This window comes from Streptomyces sp. SID13031 (assembly GCF_010548305.1).
In the GTDB taxonomy this organism is placed as follows: domain Bacteria; phylum Actinomycetota; class Actinomycetes; order Propionibacteriales; family Kribbellaceae; genus Kribbella.
The window spans coordinates 663,607-678,811 of the sequence record NZ_JAAGLV010000001.1 but is presented as its reverse complement, the minus strand read 5'-3'; the positions used below and the strand labels follow the sequence as shown (position 1 = coordinate 678,811).

Below are 15,205 nucleotides of genomic sequence, written 5' to 3'. Positions count from 1 at the left end.
GCCAGGGACAGCGCTCGACGACCGCCACCGTGGGAAGCTGAAACCATGCGCATAGTCATCGCACTCGGCGGCAACGCCCTCCTGCGTCGCGGCGAGAAGCCCGATGCCGCCATCCAGCTCGCGCATCTCGTCTCAGCGGCACCCGCGCTGGCCAAGATCGCCGCCGAACACGAGCTGGTACTTGTCCACGGCAACGGTCCGCAGGTCGGTCTGCTCGCCCTCGAAAGCATCGCCGACCCGAGCCTGTCCCGCTCGTACCCACTCAGCGACCTGGTCGCCGAGACCCAGGGCATGATCGGCTACTGGCTCCAGCAAGCCCTCGCCAACGCCGGCCTGGTGCACCCGATCGTCGCCCTCGTCAGCCAGACCGTGGTGGCCGCCGACGACCCCGGTTTCAACAGCCCGACCAAGTTCATCGGCACCGGGTACGCCGAGGACAAGGCCCACCAGCTCGCCAAGCGGAACAACTGGAGCATCCGCCGCGACGGCAACAGCTGGCGAAGAGTGGTCGCGTCCCCCAGACCCCAACGGATCGTCGAGCTCGACGCCGCCGAGATCCTCCTGCAGAACCAGACGACCGTGATCCTCGCCGGCGGAGGCGGCGTGCCCGTCATCGAAGGACCCCACGGCCTGACCGGCGTCGAGGCGGTCGTCGACAAGGACTACGTCGCCGCCCTGATCGCGACCCAGCTCAAGGCCGACCTCCTCGTCATGCTCACCGACGTACCAGCGGTCTACGTCGACTACGGCACCGCGTCCGAGCGGCCACTTCACGACATCACCATCGCCGACCTCGACGACCTCGCCTTCCCACCTGGCTCCATGGGCCCGAAGGTCGCCGCCGCCCGCCAGTTCGTCACCGAAACCCCTGGCAGAGCCGCGATCGGCTCGCTGGACGACACCACCGCGGTACTGGCAGGCAGCGCCGGCACCCAACTCTCCCGAAGCTAGGCCCGGAGGACGAGAGATGACGGGGACGATCGACCCTTTGGTCGCGCGGATCGAGGAGTATGCGACCGACGTACTCCGGCCCCGCGCCCTGGAGACCGACCGGACCGGCGTAAGCGAGCAGACCGTGCGCGACCTGGCCAGGATGGGAGCCCTCAACCATCTCGCGCCGGCGGAGTACGGCGGTGCCGATCTCGATCGTGCCGCCGATCGTCGCCTGCACGAACTGATCGCCGCGGGCTGCTACAACACCTGGCTGGTCTGGGCGCAGCATGCGCCACAGGTGGCCCGGATCCGGCAGGCCGTCGAGCAACCGGGGTCCAGCTTCGATCCGGAGCTGGCCGGTCGTGTGCTCCGCGGCGAGGCGCTCCTCGGGGTGGCACTCAGCGACGTACGGCGCTATCCCGACCGGTACATCGCGGCCCGGCGTACCGGCGACGGCTGGGTCTTCGAAGGCACCATCTCGTGGGTCAGCGGCTGGGGCCTCAACCAGTGGATCGGCGTCGCCGGGGTCGACAACGGCGATCCCGGCCGGCCACGCGTGGTCTACGCGCTACTCCCCATCGGCGCGGGTGCCGTCGGTACTCCGCTCCGGCTCAGCGCCGCAACCGGCAGCCGTACCGAGCGCGTCACGCTGACCGGCGTGAAAGTGCCGGAGAGCCACGTCATCGCCGTACAGGATCTCGACGCCTGGCGAACGGCAGATGTCGCCGGCGCGGCCGACGCCCGGGCACATCACTTCGGACTGGCCGCGACCGTTCTCGACGAGCTTCGCGCCTCCCCACATCCAGCAGCGCAGAAGGTGGCCGAGGTCTGGGCGCCTCGGATCGCCCAGATCCGCCAGCAGGCCTACTCACTGACCGACGAAGTCGCAGCGGCAGGCCCCGGAGCCCCACTGCGTGTCGAGGAAAGGGTCGTCCTCAAGGTCGCCATCGGCGAGGCCCTCGGCACCCTCACTCGCGCGCTGCTGATCTCCCGTGCCGGCCGAGGTCTGGTCGACGACGACACCGCACAGCTCCACGCCCGCTCAGCCCTCTTCCTTCTGGTCCAAGGCCAAACCCCCGGCGTCCGTGAAGCCCAGCTGCGGAGCCTGGCTACCTGAGCGTCAGCGGAGTTCGAAGCCCTGGGTGTTGAGGGCGGTGCGGAGGTGCTCGCGGCCTTTCAGGCCGGCGATGCTGCCGAAGCGATGGGCCACTCGGTTCACCCAACTGCTGGGAAGGCCGGCCGTTGCGTAGAAGGCGTTGAGGAGTTCCTCGTATGCCTCGACGTGCGCCGCCTGCGGCTCCAGGGAGTACTGCTCGTGGTGCAGCACCGCCTGTTGCGGCAGCCGTGGTTTGACGGCGGTCTCATCGAGGCGATCGGGATGGCCGACCGTGAGACCGAAGACCGGGAAGACGTTCGGGGGCAGGCCGAGCTCGGCAGCAACCTCGAGCGGACGGTTGCGAATGGCTCCGACGAACACCGTGCCCAGACCGAGCGATTCGGCAGCCAGCGAAGCGTTCTGGGCCGCGAGAGCGACGTCGATGAAGGACAGCAACGCAGCCTCGACGAAGTCGGCGCCCTCGGCGGTCGCCGAGCCGAGCGCCGTGGTCACCTGACGCGCCCGCGCGAGATCGGCCAGCCAGACCAGCAGTACCGGAGCCTCGACGATGAACTGCTGATCACCGGCAAGCTGCGCAAGCCGGGCCCGCCGCTCGTCGTCCCGAACGGCGACCACACTCCACAACTGAAGATTCCCCGACGTCGGCGCCGACTGCGCCGCCGCGATCAGCGCGGCCAACGTCTGATCGGAAACGGCGTCCGGGCGATAACTGCGCACCGACCGATGAGCCAACTGCTGCTCGAGCACCTCGCTCCACTGAGCCGGTACGTCGAACGACGCCCCGGCTCCGTAGCGCAGCCGATACGACGCCTCGGGGGATATGGTCACGCCACCGATTCTCGTCGATGTCCACCGCTCCACTCGACAATGTCCGCGATGCGGGCCAAGGCTGTCGCCGTGGATGCGAGGTCACTCATCACTAGCACTTTGGGCGACGGTGGCGGTGCGCAGCTTGGCGACGGTCTCGGCGTTCAACGGGCTGCCTGCCAAACGAGCTGCATACAAGGCAGCACCGACCACCGGAGGGAGCATGGGATCGCGCAACTCGACCGGGGCATCGGCGAGTTGCTTCTCGAACGTAGTACGAACCTCGTCGCTGGTGAAGACACCGCCCGACCAGGACACGGGTACTACCTGACCAGGGGCGTAGTCGAGCTGGTCGACCGTGGACATCACCAAGCCGGCCAAGGCCTGCCCGGCCTCGCGGAGGATCGCAGTACAGGTGTCGTCGCCGTCCGCCGCAGCCGCGGAGACCAGTCGCGCCAAGGACGCGATCTTGGCTCGATCGCCCTGCCAGCGATTCAGGACGACGTCGACCAGATCCAGCTCCGCGGCGAGCTGCAGGTGCGCGATCAGGTGTTCGCGCAGCGGGCCTGGAGACAGCCTGCCGTCGGACATCTTCGCGAAGGCGCTCAGCCCGCGGATCGCGATCCAGTACGCCGACCCCTCGTCGTCGAACAGTTCCCCCCAGCCACCGACCCGCAGCCCGCGGCCGTTGTTCTCGCCGTACGCCATAGACCCGGTACCGCCGATGACGTTGACCCCGTCGACGGCACCCAGCGATCCGGCCCAGCCGGCGACCATGTCGTTGTCGCAGCTGTAGCGCTGATGGCCGAGAACGCGACCGGGGATCGCGTTCAGCGTCTCGACGTCGCCGCTGACCTCGCCATAACCGGGGAGCGCGACGAAAGCGTAGGCAAGCTGCTCAGGCGGAACCCCTGCCGAGCCGCAGACGGAGTCGACGCCCTCGCGCAGCACCTCCTCGACCAGGTCGATGCTCTGCCCGAGGTAGTAGGAACTGGGCGCCAGCGCGCTGGCGAGCAACTCACCAGCACTGCTCACCAGGGCGAACGCGGTCTTCGTACCCCCGCCGTCAACTCCCAGGAAAACGCCTGGATCACTCGAAAGTAAAGGGGATTCGGACACAATCGCTCCGCCGCTCACGAGCATGCGACCCCGCCTCGGGCCGCGAGCCCTGGCGCCTGACGACCGGACTCCGAGCCACCACAGAGGCCCGCACCGGCTGGGTGCATTTCACCCCAGAACCTCGCCCGGGATAACGCCAAGTAAAGCTATCCCGCTCCGCCCCGTCAAGACAATGCTGCAATAACCTGCACAGATATATGGATTGCCGTGCGCTAACGCGCATCGATCCACCCAAACCTAGTGAATCGATTAAGTACCACACCAGTTGCCTCCAGCAACAATCTCGCTATGCGTGATTGTGCTCACAGAGGGTTACGCGAACTACCGTGAGTGGCAGCCTTTACCTTATTGTGATCTCTCGTGCCTACCGCCCCCGCCCCCTCTGACCTGACCGCCATCGTTCCCCCGCTGCCCGGTGATCGCCTTACGCTGGCCGACTTCTCGGGCCTCGCGACCACGGTCGCCGGCTACCCCTATGTGAAGCTCGTCCTCGACCAGGAGACCTCGACCGTCCACCTGATCGACGGCGCCGAGCGGATGCTGCACGTCCAGTACGTCGCCGAGCGGATCCTCGGCATGACGCGGGCCGAGCTGGCCCGGAATCTGGATGCGTTCAACGACTCCGTCTACCGCGCCGATGACCGGCGCTTCCTGCTCGGGACGCTCGCGCTGCACGACCGTCCGGAGTACGGCGGTCTGTTCGTCTCGCTGGAGACCGTCGAGGTCGACACGATGGGCCCCGACCTGCTGCGCTCCTTCTACCGCACGGTCCGCACCCTCGTCGACGACGCGGTCCCGGTCTTGCTGAAGCCCGCCAACCACCTGCAGGAAAGCTTCCTGCGGGAGTCGGCCGAGCAGCTGCCCCTGATCCTCGCGCACGAGCTGTACTCCACCGCGCCGTACGTCCCGCTCAACCCCGGTACGACGATCGGCCGCCTGCGCGTGTTCGCCGACGAGGCCGCCTACCGAACCACCACCGACCCCGTGCGCTGGCACGACATCCTGGTGATGGAGCGGATGCCCGACGACATCCCGCGGCTGTCCGGGCTGATCAATGCCCGGCACACCACCCCCCTGTCGCACACCAACGTGCTCGCGGCCGGCTGGGGTATCCCGAACGCCATCCAGCAGGGCGCGCTGACCAACCTTGCCGAGCTGGACGGCGACTGGGTCGAGGTGACCGTCGACCAGGCTGCCCCGGAGCTGGCCGTACGAACGGTGTCCCGGCCCGACTCGATCGACGACGGCCCGCCGTGGGCCACCACCCAGGTCGACATCGGCAAGCCCGACCTGGCCGCCGCCCAGATCCTTCCGCTGGAACACCTGAGGTCCACCGACGCCCACCGCTTCGGCACCAAGGCCGCGAATCTCGGCGAGCTGACGGCGGTACTGCGCGACGGATCCCCTTACTGGCTTGGCTTCTACCAGGCGCCGCGGCCGCCGCGACCGCACCTGCTCGAGTACCTCGCCCGTCAGCTCGAGACCACCGGCACGGATGCCGGCGTACTGGACCAGGCGGCCCAGCGGATGGTCACCGAGCACGCGGTCGTGCCGCGCGGTATCGCTCTGCCGTTCGCGTTGCAGCAGCAGTTCCTGGAGTCGTCGCCGGCGATCCAGCAGACCATCGGCAAACTGAAGATGGCCCTCGCCCTCGGCGGCGAGATCGACGGCCTGTGCGCCGAACTCGGCGGCCTGATCCGCGACACCCCGCTGCCGGCCGAGCTGCGCACCCTGATCGAGGACTCGGTACTACGCCACCTCACCGGCGCCGGCCGCGTCGTCGTCCGCAGCTCGTCCAACGCCGAGGACCTGATCGGCTTCTCCGCCGCCGGGATCTACGAGTCGGTCCCCGAGGTCAAGTCGATCGAGGACGTGATCCACGCGATCCAACGGGTCTGGGCCTCCCTCGTCACCACCCGCGGCGTACTGCTCCGCGACGAAGCCGGGATCGGGCTGTCCGACTGCTTCATGGGCGTCGTCATCCAGCAGCAGCTCGACGGCGAGCTCGGTGGCGTCATGGTCACCACCAACCCGCTCGACCGGACCGACTTCCGCTCCGTCCTGCTGAACCTCGCCCGCAACTCGGTCGACGACGTCGTATCCGGTACCCGGGACCCGCTGCAGCACCTCTACAACACGATGGAGGGCGGCAGCCGCACGGTGGCGATGGGCGCCGAACCATCCGACGTGGACGACCAGGCGAAGGCCACCCTCGGCCGGCTCGCCCTGATCGGACGGTTGCTCCAGGCCCATTTCGCGGGTGCCGACGGATCCGTCGACGCTCCCGTTGACGTCGAGTGGCTCGTCGACGGCGACCGGATCGTGCTGCTGCAGTGCCGTCCGTACCAGCTCGCCGCATGAGCAAGGTCTCGACGAGCCCCGACGCGGCGCGGGTGATCCGCCGCTACAACGCCTTCCAGTTGTTCGCCGGACTGCTGTGGTGGTTGCCCGTCTTCTACGTCTTCCAGCGGACCGCCGGTCTGTCGGACCAGGAGATCTTCTCCATCCAGAGCATCTTCTACCTGGCGTTCTGCCTGCTCGACATCCCGACCGGGATGATCGCCGACCGGTTCGACTACCGCCGGTGCTTGCAGGGTGGCGCCGTCATCCTCGTCGTGGCGAACGTGATCCCGGTCTGGCACGCCACCTTCGGCGGGTTCCTCGCCCAGTTCCTGTTGATCGCGTTGGCCCACTCGCTGTTCTCGGGTGCGGGCAGTGCTTATTTATATGAGTACTTGCACCGGACCGGCAACGACACGGCGTACCAGGGCGCCGAGGGATCGGCCCGCGCCTGGACCCTGATCGGCCGGATCGCGTGTCTACCCGCCGCCGGGTTCCTGATGCAGTGGTACGGCCCATCGCCCTACCTGCTGTCCGCGGTGACGTGCGCGATCGCGGCCGTGATCGCACTGGGCTTCCCCGCTCTCCCGAAGACAGCCGAGGACCCGGCGACGGTCGAGCCGGTACTACCCGCGCTCGCCGGTGCGCTGCGGTCGCTGCGCTCGTCGAAGCGGCTGATGCTGCTGATGGCCCAAGGCATCGCGATCTTCACGCTGGTCCGGATCGGGCAGGCCAATCTGTTCCAGCCGATCCTGGAGTCGAAGGACCTCCCGCTGCACTGGTTCGGCGTGCTGATGGCCGCGACGACCGTGTTCGAGGTGGCCGGCGCCGCGCGTTCCAAAGTACTGGCCCGGTTCGGACAGCTCCGGGTGGTGCTGGTGCTGACCGTGCTGATGGCTGTCGCGCTGGCCGCGGTCATCCCGCTAGGCCTGGTCGGCACGATGGCCTGCCTCGCGGTGTTCTCGCTCGCGTCCGGACTCGCGTTCCCCGTGCAGCGCAAGCTGGTCAACCAGGCCATCACCGAACCCGCCCGCCGGGCCACGCTGCTGTCCGTCGAGTCGCTCGCCGACCGCGCCGTCTGCGCGCTCGTCGTCTTCGTGCTGGGCGGATTCCTCGCCCGGGGCGCGATGTCGGGCTTCCTGGTCCTGCTGGCCGCAGCCGTCACCGTGGCGATGATCGCCCTCGCCCTATTCATCATTCGAAGCCGCGACCGCGCGGCCACCAAGGAGAGCGTCGCGTGAAGAAGATCCTCTACGTCTACGTCAAGGGCGGCGCTCCGCTGGAGACCGCGTTCCCCCGGATCGCAGCCTGCGGCGAGCTGCACGTGCTCGCGCTGTCGCCGCTGCCCGAAGCCGGCAAGGAGATCTGGGAGCCGTGCTGCACGAGCATCACCGTGCACCCCGGCGGGTTGACGCCGGGTGAGCCGGTGGTCGAGGCGATCGTCACGCACGCCAGTGAGCTCGGCGCGGACGCGCTGTTCACGCTGTCCGAGTTCGCAGTACTGGCCGTGGCCAACGCTGCGGACCGGCTCGGCCTGGCCGGTGCGGGCCCGGGCATCCGGGTCGCCCGGGACAAGCGACTGATGCGACAGGCCTGGCAGGCCGCGGGGGTGCCGATCCCCCGGTTCCGCCGGGTGGACTCCGCCGCCGACCTACACGGCGCGCTGGCCGCGTTGACCCCGCCGCTGCTGCTCAAGCCGGCCTGGGGCGCCGGTTCCGTGGCCCAGCTCGTACTGACCTCGCAGGACCAGGTCGCTGACGCCTGGTCGGAGATCGAGCAGGCGCTGGAGCGGGGCGGCCAGGTCGGCATGAACGAGCTGTACGAGCAGAACACCGATGCCGACCGGCTGGTCGAAGAGATCATGGACGGCACCACCGAGGGCTGGTACCCGGAGCCCGGCTACGGCGACTACCTGAGCGTCGAGGGCATCGTTGCCAAGGGCAAGTACCACGCCCTGGCGATCACCGCCAAGCTGCCGACCGTACCGCCGTACATCGAGGTCGCCAGTACGTCGCCCTGCGTCCTGCCCGAGGAGCTGCAGCGGCGGATCGAGGAGGTCTCCCGGCGTGCGGTCGACGCCCTCGGGCTGGACACCTGCGGCACCCACACGGAGCTCAAGCTGCGCGCGGACGGCGAGCTCGTGGTGATCGAGGTAGGAGCCCGCTTCGGCGGCCTGCTGACCACCCGGCAGGTCGAGGTCGTCTTCGACCTGGACCCGATCGGCATGCTGATCCGCGAGCAACTCGGCGAGCAGGTCGACTACCCGCCGGCCATGCTGGTGGACGGCGGGCGCGCCGCTGCTTCCGTCGCCGTGGTGCCCGCCGACTCCGCCGGTACCCCGTGGCAGACCCAGCCGCTGTGGCACCCCGAGAAGGTGGACTGGTCGACCCTGCTCTCCCCCAGCAGCACCGTCGAGCCCGTGCCCGCCTTCATGCTGCCCGCCGGGACTCGGGTCCCCGAGTTCGACCCGTCGGGCGGATCCCGCAACTGGCTGGGTGTCTTCCTGCTGACCGCCGCGGATGCGCCGACGCTCCTCCGCGACTGCCGCGCCGTCCTCGACGGGTTGGAAGCTGCCCTACCCAGCTAGAAACGGCACCAGCACGCGCCACACCGGAAGGTAGGCGGGGCGGTCCGGCTGACCGATCAGATACCCGGTCAGCCCCGACTGCTCCGCCACCGTGATCTCACCGGGCGTCTCACCTTCGTAGAACGACCGGCACGGCGCCGCCGAGTCCCGGCCACGCTCGAACAACGCGGGTGCCGGCTTGGACTCGGCCTTGGTCCGCGGGGTCAGGATCCGGTCGCCGAACCACTCCCACGGGAACGGCTGGGACTCGGACCAGGTCGAGTTGACGAAGGCCTTGGTCGCGGCGGCGCGCTCGGCGTCGGTCGCACCCCACTCCGGCGGCACATTGGTGATCAGGCCGATCGGCACGCCAACGCTCCGCAGCAGCCACAAGTGGCGCAATGCGCCGGGCATCCAGGTGGTCTTCCCAGGCACTCTGGTGTCCACCAGGGTGTTGCCGAGGTCGAACCAGACCACGGAGCAAGTCGGCCGGTGCTGAGCGGCCGGGGCCACCGGAGCGGCTGCTGCCAGACTCGCGGGTCCGATGAGGACGGTTGCCGCGAAAAGAGCCATGACCAGCCGGGCGATGGGTTTCACTATGCCTCCGTAACCGGGACCGGGCGTCCCGCAGCCCCCGATCTCAGCGCAAATCCGGCCCGAACGCCAGGCTTTCGTCAGGAATCAGCAGTGATCGAGGCAGCGCGCGCCTCGACAGGCGACCCCGGCGCTGATGCGCCGGGGTCGCTTGCTGGTCGGAGTCAGAGAGCGGACAGCAGACCCATGCGGTCGGCCAGTCCGCGTAGTTCTCGCCCGCCAGCGTCGCGGCGTGCGCGGAGCACCATCTCGCTCACGATCTCACGCGCCCAGACGCTGTGGCGGGTCCTGGTTGCGCCCAGCTTCTCGGCTTGGCGCAACAGGTGGGTGACATCGTCGTCTCGTCCCCTGAGTCCGTGCAGGGCTCGTGCGTGGTCGATCAGGAAGCGGATGCGACGTCCCGTCGTGGGGATGTCCGAGGGGCGTACAAGGGCAGCGATCTCGGCGGCCTTGATGTGGTCGCCAGCCTCAAGCGCGATCGCAGGGATCACCTACTCCGGAGCCAGCACGCGCTCTCCGAGGCCGAGTTCGACGACCTGATGGCCCGCTGCCCGCAGGAGCACCGCTGGGCATTCGGTCCTTATCTGCGCGGTGAGCGGGACCTCGCAGGTGATCTGATCGAGGATCCGGAGTGAGCCGCCGACGGGTCCGAGTCTGGTTCGGAGCGTGTCCGATCGCGGACTTCACCGGCAGCGATGACAGGGCCGGGCGCTACGAGGCGTTGATGCGGCAGCGGTTTCCATCCCTGCGGGTGACCAACGAGCCGGTACGGGCGGCGCTGGCGAAGCGATGACCGAACCGGACCGGTGGAAGGTGCAGCTCTGGCTCGGCGACATGCTGATCGAAGAGCACGTAGCGCCGACCGAACTGGCCCAGCGGTACGCCGACGTGATCCGGCTACGCATCAAGGGACTGCCCGGACGTGAACTGCGTTGCGAGCGGCTCAGTGAGAACGAACTGGCCTACCCGCCTCAACGTCCGTACGACCCCCGCGACTAGTTCGCGGACCTGATCCGACGGAACCGGCATCCAGCCTCTGGAGCGGAGTGATTGCCGCCCGGTGCCGGTTCCGTCACCCCAAGCTGGAGCCTTCGGTTTCCCGAGGCTGAAGGCTCCTTCAAAGACCAGCGGGCGGGCGTACGGCGAGCGAGGACGGCCGCCCGCCCGCTGTTCCAATGACCACCATGCCAGTGAGGAGACGCCGATGTCCGCCGTCACGCAGTTGAAGGAACAGCTACATCACTCCAGCCAGATGGTTTCGAAGCTGGAGCTCTCGTGGATGTGGATGGCCTCGTAGCCCTCCGGCCCGGTGGAGAACTTGTGCGGAGTCTCCGCCGGCACGACCAGGATCTGCCCGGCCCTGCCGACGAGCTGCTCGTCACCGACGGTGAAGGTCGCCGAGCCGCGCCGGATGATGAAGGTCTCCGGGTAGTGGTGCAGGTGAAGGCGAGGACCGACGCCCGCCTGGCTGGTGGACTCGAGGATCAGCGAGATGCCCGCGCCACCGGGCAGCTCCTGGTAGTCCTCGGTCCAGTCCTCGCCATCGTCCCTGCCGTCGGCTCGATTGATCACCACGGCGCTGGATTTCGTCAGCTCGCTCATGGCGATCAGTCTCCACCCGCGCCGGGCCGCTAAGTGCTAGTTGATGACCTTGACGATCTTTCCTGTCTTGTCATAGGCCGTGAGCTTGGTGGCGAACTTGCCCACGCCCGGGGTCAGCCAGGAGACGGCGAACCAACCGTCCTTGACCGGCACCGTATGGGTCGCGCCCGGGCTCAGTTGCAGCACGACCTTGGTCGCCTTCGAGGACACTCGACCCCAGCCGGTGAAGTGGTAGTCGTTCGTACAAGGTGTTCCGGGGCAGAAACCGCCGCCACCACCGCCCCCGGCATACAGGTCCGCGTGCTGGGAACCCTTGGCGGGAGCGAGGACTGGCTCGTTCGGATCGAGCGAGCCCAGCGTCAGGAACTGGAAGTCACCGACCTCCGTCCACTCCTCCTTCGACCCGAGCTGACAGGCGACCGCCTTCCGCCCCGAGGGGGAGACCGCGACCAGGGACGTGGTGGCGAGACGCTTCGACTGGTCGACTGCCATCAACTGCCAGCCGGTCAGGTCCACCCACGTCTCCACCGAACAGTTCCGCAACTGACCGGCGGCAGTGGTCGGCAGCGGATCCTTCGCCGCGGCCGCGACCAGCGCGGCCGTCGGCTTGTCTCCGCCGGGAATCGTGCACACCGCGTACTTCTCGCCGATCGCGGTCTTGTACATCGCCACCTGCCCCGACTTGGGGTGGTCGCCTTCCCCTTGCAGCGGTCGCTTCTCCTTGGGGTACCGCAGCGCGCAGCGGCGCGCGGCCTCCGCCTTCGTTATCGTCTGACCGGCGCCGGCCTCACCGCTCGGAACACCGGGCACCGGCTCAAACAGCGAGCTCTGCCCGGGGTGGCCGGCGACTCCTACCTGGTTTCCCTCGCCGCCGAGGTTGGGAAGCACTGAAGCGGCGAGCGCGACCACGGCAACACCTGCTACCGCGCCACCCGCGGTGAGCAGCTTGCGGCGCCGTCTTCCCCGCCGGCCCCGCTGAACCAGTGCCCCCGAGTCGAACGCATCCAGCTCCTCGGCCTCGGCCAGGCGGTGCAGTTCTGCGCCGACCTCACGTACGTCGTCCATCTCGTTCTCCTTCACTGCGCCCGGCTCGTTCGCCGCGTCTTGTCGATGGCCTGCCGGAGAGTGTCGAGACCTCGTGCCGCCTGGCTCTTCACCGTGCCTGCAGAGCACCCGAGGATCTCCGCCGTCTGCTCGACGGACAGATCCTCGTAGTACCTCAGGACCACACAGGCACGTTGTCGTGGCGCCAGGCCGCGAAGGGCATCGAGTACTTCGTCGCGCTCGGCATGCCCGCTGACGAAGTCGTGCCGGTCGACCCGGTCCGGCAGTTCGGCGATCGAGACCTCCCGTCGCCACGGCCGGCGGCCCCCGTCGTACGCCGCGTTGACCACCATCCGGCGGACGTACGCGAACGGATTCGCCACTCGCTGCACCTTCGGCCAAGACAGATACAGCTTGTACAACGCGTCTTGGACGATGTCGTCCGCCCGATGCCGATCCCCGCATACCAGGAACGCCGTCCGCCGCAGCGACGCACTCGTCGCCTCGACGAACTCCACATACTCCCGGTCCCGCTCAGCCATACCGCCTCCGACTCTCTCCATGTCCCCCTCAAGACGGAAGCCCCGACCGGTCCGGTTGCATCCAGGACGCTCCGGGCGCGGATTGGTTGCAGTGGGGTTCGACACAGGGGTGGGTCTCAACCGGGGTGGGGTGCCGAGGCGTCTCAGCTTCCATACGGGCTGAATCGGCCCGGCATCGGGGTGGGTCTGGAAATTCTGGGGGAATTTTCATGAGTACAGCAGGGGTTTTGTCGCGTCCGGTCGAAACGGTACCGGAGGAGGTCGTCCTACCGGCAGTGCTGCCGTGGCGGCGGCGGATCATGAAGCATCCACGGCTGATGCAGAGCCATCGGCTGGCCTTGTACGTCCTGCTGAGCAACGGGGTGGTGTTCGCTTGGGGGCTGGGCAATCACTGGTGGGCCGAGGTCACCAACGTCGCGCTGATCGCCCAGGTGAACTTCGCGCTGGGGATTCTCATCCGCCAGCAGTTCTTCGTGAACGCACTTTCCCGCGTGGTGATGCAGGTGCCCAAATCGTGGCCGCTGCGGCTGCGATGGGCCTTGGCGAAGGGATATCACCTGGGCGGATTGCACGTCGGCGGCGCCGTCTGCGGGACGTTGTGGTTCCTGGGCCTGACCGTCGTCGCCATCGGGCAAGTAGGCCTCGGGCTGCAGTCCGTGTACTACGGACAGTCGCTCCTCCTGCTGGCGATCGTGATGACCTCGCGGCCAAGCTTCCGTACCAAGCACCACGACCTGTTCGAGCGCGTTCACCGGTTCGGCGGATGGGGGCTCTCGGCCCTCTTCTGGATCGGCGCAGTGCTGCTCGTGTCCGAGCGACGCGGCGCCGAGTCGTTGCCGGCAGCAATCGCCGGTACGCCGACAGTGTGGGTGCTCGCCTTGACGACGATCAGCTCGCTGGTGCCGTGGATGTTGCTGCGCCGGATCCCGATCGAGGTCACCAGCCCGTCATCCCACGTCGCGCTGGTCAAGGCCAGGCAGAGCCGGCCGATGGCCGGGTCGACCCGGTCGATCTCGCGGCACCCGCTGAAGCAGTGGCACAGCTTCGCGGTGATCCCGACGCCGGGCGCGCCAGGTTTCCGGATGGCGATCTCCCGGGCCGGCGACTGGACCAGCGAGTTCATCGACAATCCCCCGACGCACGTCTGGGTGCGGGGCGTCGCGACTGCCGGGATGGCCAACTACGGCACGGTCTTCAACCGGGTCGTCTACGTGGTGACCGGCAGCGGCATCGGGCCCGTACTGGCGCACATCCTCGCGTCCCGGGTGCCAAGCAAGCTGGTGTGGGTGACTCGTGACCCGGTGAAGACCTACGGGCAGGAAATCGTCGACGAGATCGTCGCCGCCCAGCCCGACGCCCTGATCTGGGACACCGACCAGCACGGCAAACCCGACATGGTGAAGCTGACCTACTCGGCGTACGAGTCCTCTGCCGCCGAGGCCGTCATCTGTGTGTCGAACAAGAAGCTGACCTGGTCGGTCGTGCACGGAATGGAGCGATTGGGCATCCCGGCCTTGGGGCCGATCTGGGATTCCTGAGGTCAGCGCAACGCGGCCGCGAACAGCGGGACGACCTTGTCCAGCGCGTAGCCGATGGACAGGATCGAGTCGGTCGCGAAGGCGCTGCTCAGCGTCTTGTCGGTGAAGACCACCACGTGTCCGGCCTTCACCGACGGGACCGCCTTGAACAGCGGATCGTCGCTGATCTTCGCCGCGTCGACCCCGATCGGAGCCATCACCGTCAGGTCGGCGTCCAGCAGGTCGAGCTTCTCCTGCGACACCTTGATCGCGAACCCCTCGGTCGCCAGCGCCTCCACCTTGGGGTTGTTCTCGAACCCCAGCCGCTGCACGAAATCGACCCGCCCGGTACCGCTCACATACGCGCCGTACCCCTCGCTCGTCCGCGATCCGAGCGTGATCGTCTTGCCGGCGAACTCAGGATGCTGAGCAACCGTCTGGCTGACCTTCGCCTTGGTCGCGGCGATCAGCTGGCGCCCCTGATCCACCCGCCCGAGCGCCGCGGCGACCAGCTCGGTCTGCTTCTCCCAGGACACCTTGTACGCATCGCCGCCGGTCGGTACGCCGACGGTCGGCGCGATCGCCTTCAACGTGTCGTACCGCGTCTGGTCCCCGCTCGACTTGGTGTCCAGGATCAGATCGGGCTTCAACGCCGCGATCTTCTCGAACTCCGGCTCCAGCGTGCCGATCTTCTGCGGCGCCTGCTTGTACCGGCCGGTGGCCCACGGCCCGACCCCCTCGCCACCGAAGGCGAGCCAGTCGCTCGCGCCGACCGGCTCGACCCCGAGCGCCAACACCGTCTCGGCATCGCCCCACCCCAGGGCCACCACCCGCTTCGGCTCGGCCGGGATCGAGATCTCCCCGAACTTGGTCGACACCTTGGCGAAGGCGACCGCGGTGTCGTCCTTCTCGCTCCCACCCCCACATCCGGCCAAGGCGACCATCACGGCCACCACCAGAGCTGACGAACGGATCAGAGGATGAAGTCGCATGAACTAAGGCTAGCCTGCCCTAACTTCAGCGA

16 protein-coding genes are annotated in these 15,205 nt (G+C 68.1%); 9 read left to right on the top strand and 7 right to left on the bottom strand.

What is annotated here, in order from left to right; translation table 11 throughout:
* Positions 1 to 45: 45 nt before the first annotated feature.
* A complete protein-coding gene (locus G3I17_RS03010) occupies positions 46 to 951 on the top strand; it encodes a carbamate kinase (protein ID WP_164593653.1) in 906 nt (301 codons plus the stop codon).
* A 16-nt stretch (positions 952 to 967) separates the two neighbouring features.
* Positions 968 to 2,050, top strand: a complete 1,083-nt coding sequence (locus G3I17_RS03005; protein ID WP_164593651.1) for an acyl-CoA dehydrogenase family protein — start codon at positions 968 to 970, stop codon at positions 2,048 to 2,050.
* Between the two features lie 3 nt (positions 2,051 to 2,053).
* Here the strand turns inward: G3I17_RS03005 and G3I17_RS03000 are convergent, their stop codons facing one another.
* Both G3I17_RS03000 and G3I17_RS02995 read right to left on the bottom strand, forming a co-directional pair.
* Positions 2,054 to 2,878: an NADPH-dependent oxidoreductase gene (locus G3I17_RS03000; protein ID WP_203589635.1), complete on the bottom strand. Its 825-nt coding sequence runs from the start codon at positions 2,876 to 2,878 to the stop codon at positions 2,054 to 2,056.
* Between the two features lie 81 nt (positions 2,879 to 2,959).
* Positions 2,960 to 4,000, bottom strand: coding sequence for a BadF/BadG/BcrA/BcrD ATPase family protein (locus G3I17_RS02995; protein ID WP_164593649.1), 1,041 nt, complete (start codon positions 3,998 to 4,000; stop codon positions 2,960 to 2,962).
* 336 nt (positions 4,001 to 4,336) lie between these two features.
* Here G3I17_RS02995 and G3I17_RS41965 point away from each other — a divergent pair, with 336 nt between their 5' ends.
* From G3I17_RS41965 to G3I17_RS02980, 3 genes are read left to right on the top strand one after another with little or no spacing between them, the layout of a single operon-like run.
* Complete coding sequence (locus G3I17_RS41965) at positions 4,337 to 6,337, top strand: PEP/pyruvate-binding domain-containing protein (protein ID WP_164593647.1); 2,001 nt, start codon at positions 4,337 to 4,339, stop codon at positions 6,335 to 6,337.
* Positions 6,334 to 7,557, top strand: a complete 1,224-nt coding sequence (locus G3I17_RS02985; protein WP_164593645.1) for an MFS transporter — start codon at positions 6,334 to 6,336, stop codon at positions 7,555 to 7,557. The genes G3I17_RS41965 and G3I17_RS02985 overlap by 4 nt, the downstream gene beginning before the upstream one ends.
* On the top strand, positions 7,554 to 8,903 hold the full coding sequence (locus tag G3I17_RS02980) for an ATP-grasp domain-containing protein (RefSeq protein ID WP_164593643.1): 1,350 nt from the start codon (positions 7,554 to 7,556) through the stop codon (positions 8,901 to 8,903). Before G3I17_RS02985 ends, G3I17_RS02980 begins: the two co-directional genes overlap by 4 nt.
* Here the strand turns inward: G3I17_RS02980 and G3I17_RS02975 are convergent.
* Positions 8,892 to 9,479 carry a hypothetical protein gene (locus G3I17_RS02975; RefSeq protein WP_203589634.1) on the bottom strand — a complete coding sequence of 196 codons (588 nt, stop codon included), beginning with the start codon at positions 9,477 to 9,479 and terminating at the stop codon, positions 8,892 to 8,894. The two genes, G3I17_RS02980 and G3I17_RS02975, sit on opposite strands and share 12 nt — an antisense overlap.
* 308 nt (positions 9,480 to 9,787) lie before the next feature.
* Between G3I17_RS02975 and G3I17_RS02970 the strand changes: the two genes are divergently transcribed.
* From G3I17_RS02970 to G3I17_RS02965, 3 genes are read left to right on the top strand one after another with little or no spacing between them, the layout of a single operon-like run.
* The gene (locus G3I17_RS02970) at positions 9,788 to 10,111 is read left to right on the top strand and encodes a hypothetical protein (RefSeq protein ID WP_164593641.1); all 324 of its coding nucleotides are present in this window, start codon (positions 9,788 to 9,790) and stop codon (positions 10,109 to 10,111) included.
* A complete protein-coding gene (locus tag G3I17_RS39650) occupies positions 10,108 to 10,269 on the top strand; it encodes a hypothetical protein (protein ID WP_203589633.1) in 162 nt (53 codons plus the stop codon). Before G3I17_RS02970 ends, G3I17_RS39650 begins: the two co-directional genes overlap by 4 nt.
* The gene (locus G3I17_RS02965) at positions 10,266 to 10,475 is read left to right on the top strand and encodes a hypothetical protein (RefSeq protein WP_164593638.1); all 210 of its coding nucleotides are present in this window, start codon (positions 10,266 to 10,268) and stop codon (positions 10,473 to 10,475) included. The genes G3I17_RS39650 and G3I17_RS02965 overlap by 4 nt, the downstream gene beginning before the upstream one ends.
* 240 nt (positions 10,476 to 10,715) lie before the next feature.
* On the opposite strand, the gene G3I17_RS02960 is transcribed toward G3I17_RS02965, so the two are convergent.
* From G3I17_RS02960 to G3I17_RS02950, 3 genes are read right to left on the bottom strand one after another with little or no spacing between them, the layout of a single operon-like run.
* A complete protein-coding gene (locus G3I17_RS02960; RefSeq protein ID WP_164593636.1) occupies positions 10,716 to 11,078 on the bottom strand; it encodes a cupin domain-containing protein in 363 nt (120 codons plus the stop codon).
* A 36-nt stretch (positions 11,079 to 11,114) separates the two neighbouring features.
* Positions 11,115 to 12,143 (bottom strand): hypothetical protein, encoded by a 1,029-nt coding sequence (locus G3I17_RS02955; RefSeq protein WP_164593634.1) that lies wholly within the window; start codon positions 12,141 to 12,143, stop codon positions 11,115 to 11,117.
* 11 nt (positions 12,144 to 12,154) lie between these two features.
* Positions 12,155 to 12,664 (bottom strand): SigE family RNA polymerase sigma factor, encoded by a 510-nt coding sequence (locus G3I17_RS02950; RefSeq protein WP_164593632.1) that lies wholly within the window; start codon positions 12,662 to 12,664, stop codon positions 12,155 to 12,157.
* Positions 12,665 to 12,873: 209 nt separating this feature from the next.
* Here G3I17_RS02950 and G3I17_RS02945 point away from each other — a divergent pair, with 209 nt between their 5' ends.
* Entirely contained in the window at positions 12,874 to 14,202 is a 1,329-nt protein-coding gene (locus G3I17_RS02945; protein WP_164593630.1) for a hypothetical protein, read from the top strand.
* A gap of 2 nt (positions 14,203 to 14,204) precedes the next feature.
* Here the strand turns inward: G3I17_RS02945 and G3I17_RS02940 are convergent, their stop codons facing one another.
* Positions 14,205 to 15,173 (bottom strand): iron-siderophore ABC transporter substrate-binding protein, encoded by a 969-nt coding sequence (locus G3I17_RS02940; protein ID WP_164593628.1) that lies wholly within the window; start codon positions 15,171 to 15,173, stop codon positions 14,205 to 14,207.
* Positions 15,174 to 15,205: the final 32 nt, after the last annotated feature.

Bases quoted from the DNA above. Each gene is read 5' to 3' on its own strand.
- G3I17_RS02940 (WP_164593628.1), bottom strand. From the start codon at position 15,173: ATGCGACTTCATCCTCTGATCCGTTCGTCAGCTCTGGTGGTGGCCGTG.
- G3I17_RS03010 (WP_164593653.1), top strand. From the start codon at position 46: ATGCGCATAGTCATCGCACTCGGCGGCAACGCCCTCCTGCGTCGCGGC.
- G3I17_RS03005 (WP_164593651.1), top strand. From the start codon at position 968: ATGACGGGGACGATCGACCCTTTGGTCGCGCGGATCGAGGAGTATGCG.
- G3I17_RS02955 (WP_164593634.1), bottom strand. From the start codon at position 12,143: ATGGACGACGTACGTGAGGTCGGCGCAGAACTGCACCGCCTGGCCGAG.
- G3I17_RS02995 (WP_164593649.1), bottom strand. From the start codon at position 4,000: ATGCTCGTGAGCGGCGGAGCGATTGTGTCCGAATCCCCTTTACTTTCG.
- G3I17_RS02945 (WP_164593630.1), top strand. From the start codon at position 12,874: ATGAGTACAGCAGGGGTTTTGTCGCGTCCGGTCGAAACGGTACCGGAG.
- G3I17_RS02965 (WP_164593638.1), top strand. From the start codon at position 10,266: ATGACCGAACCGGACCGGTGGAAGGTGCAGCTCTGGCTCGGCGACATG.
- G3I17_RS02950 (WP_164593632.1), bottom strand. From the start codon at position 12,664: ATGGCTGAGCGGGACCGGGAGTATGTGGAGTTCGTCGAGGCGACGAGT.
- G3I17_RS02960 (WP_164593636.1), bottom strand. From the start codon at position 11,078: ATGAGCGAGCTGACGAAATCCAGCGCCGTGGTGATCAATCGAGCCGAC.
- G3I17_RS02985 (WP_164593645.1), top strand. From the start codon at position 6,334: ATGAGCAAGGTCTCGACGAGCCCCGACGCGGCGCGGGTGATCCGCCGC.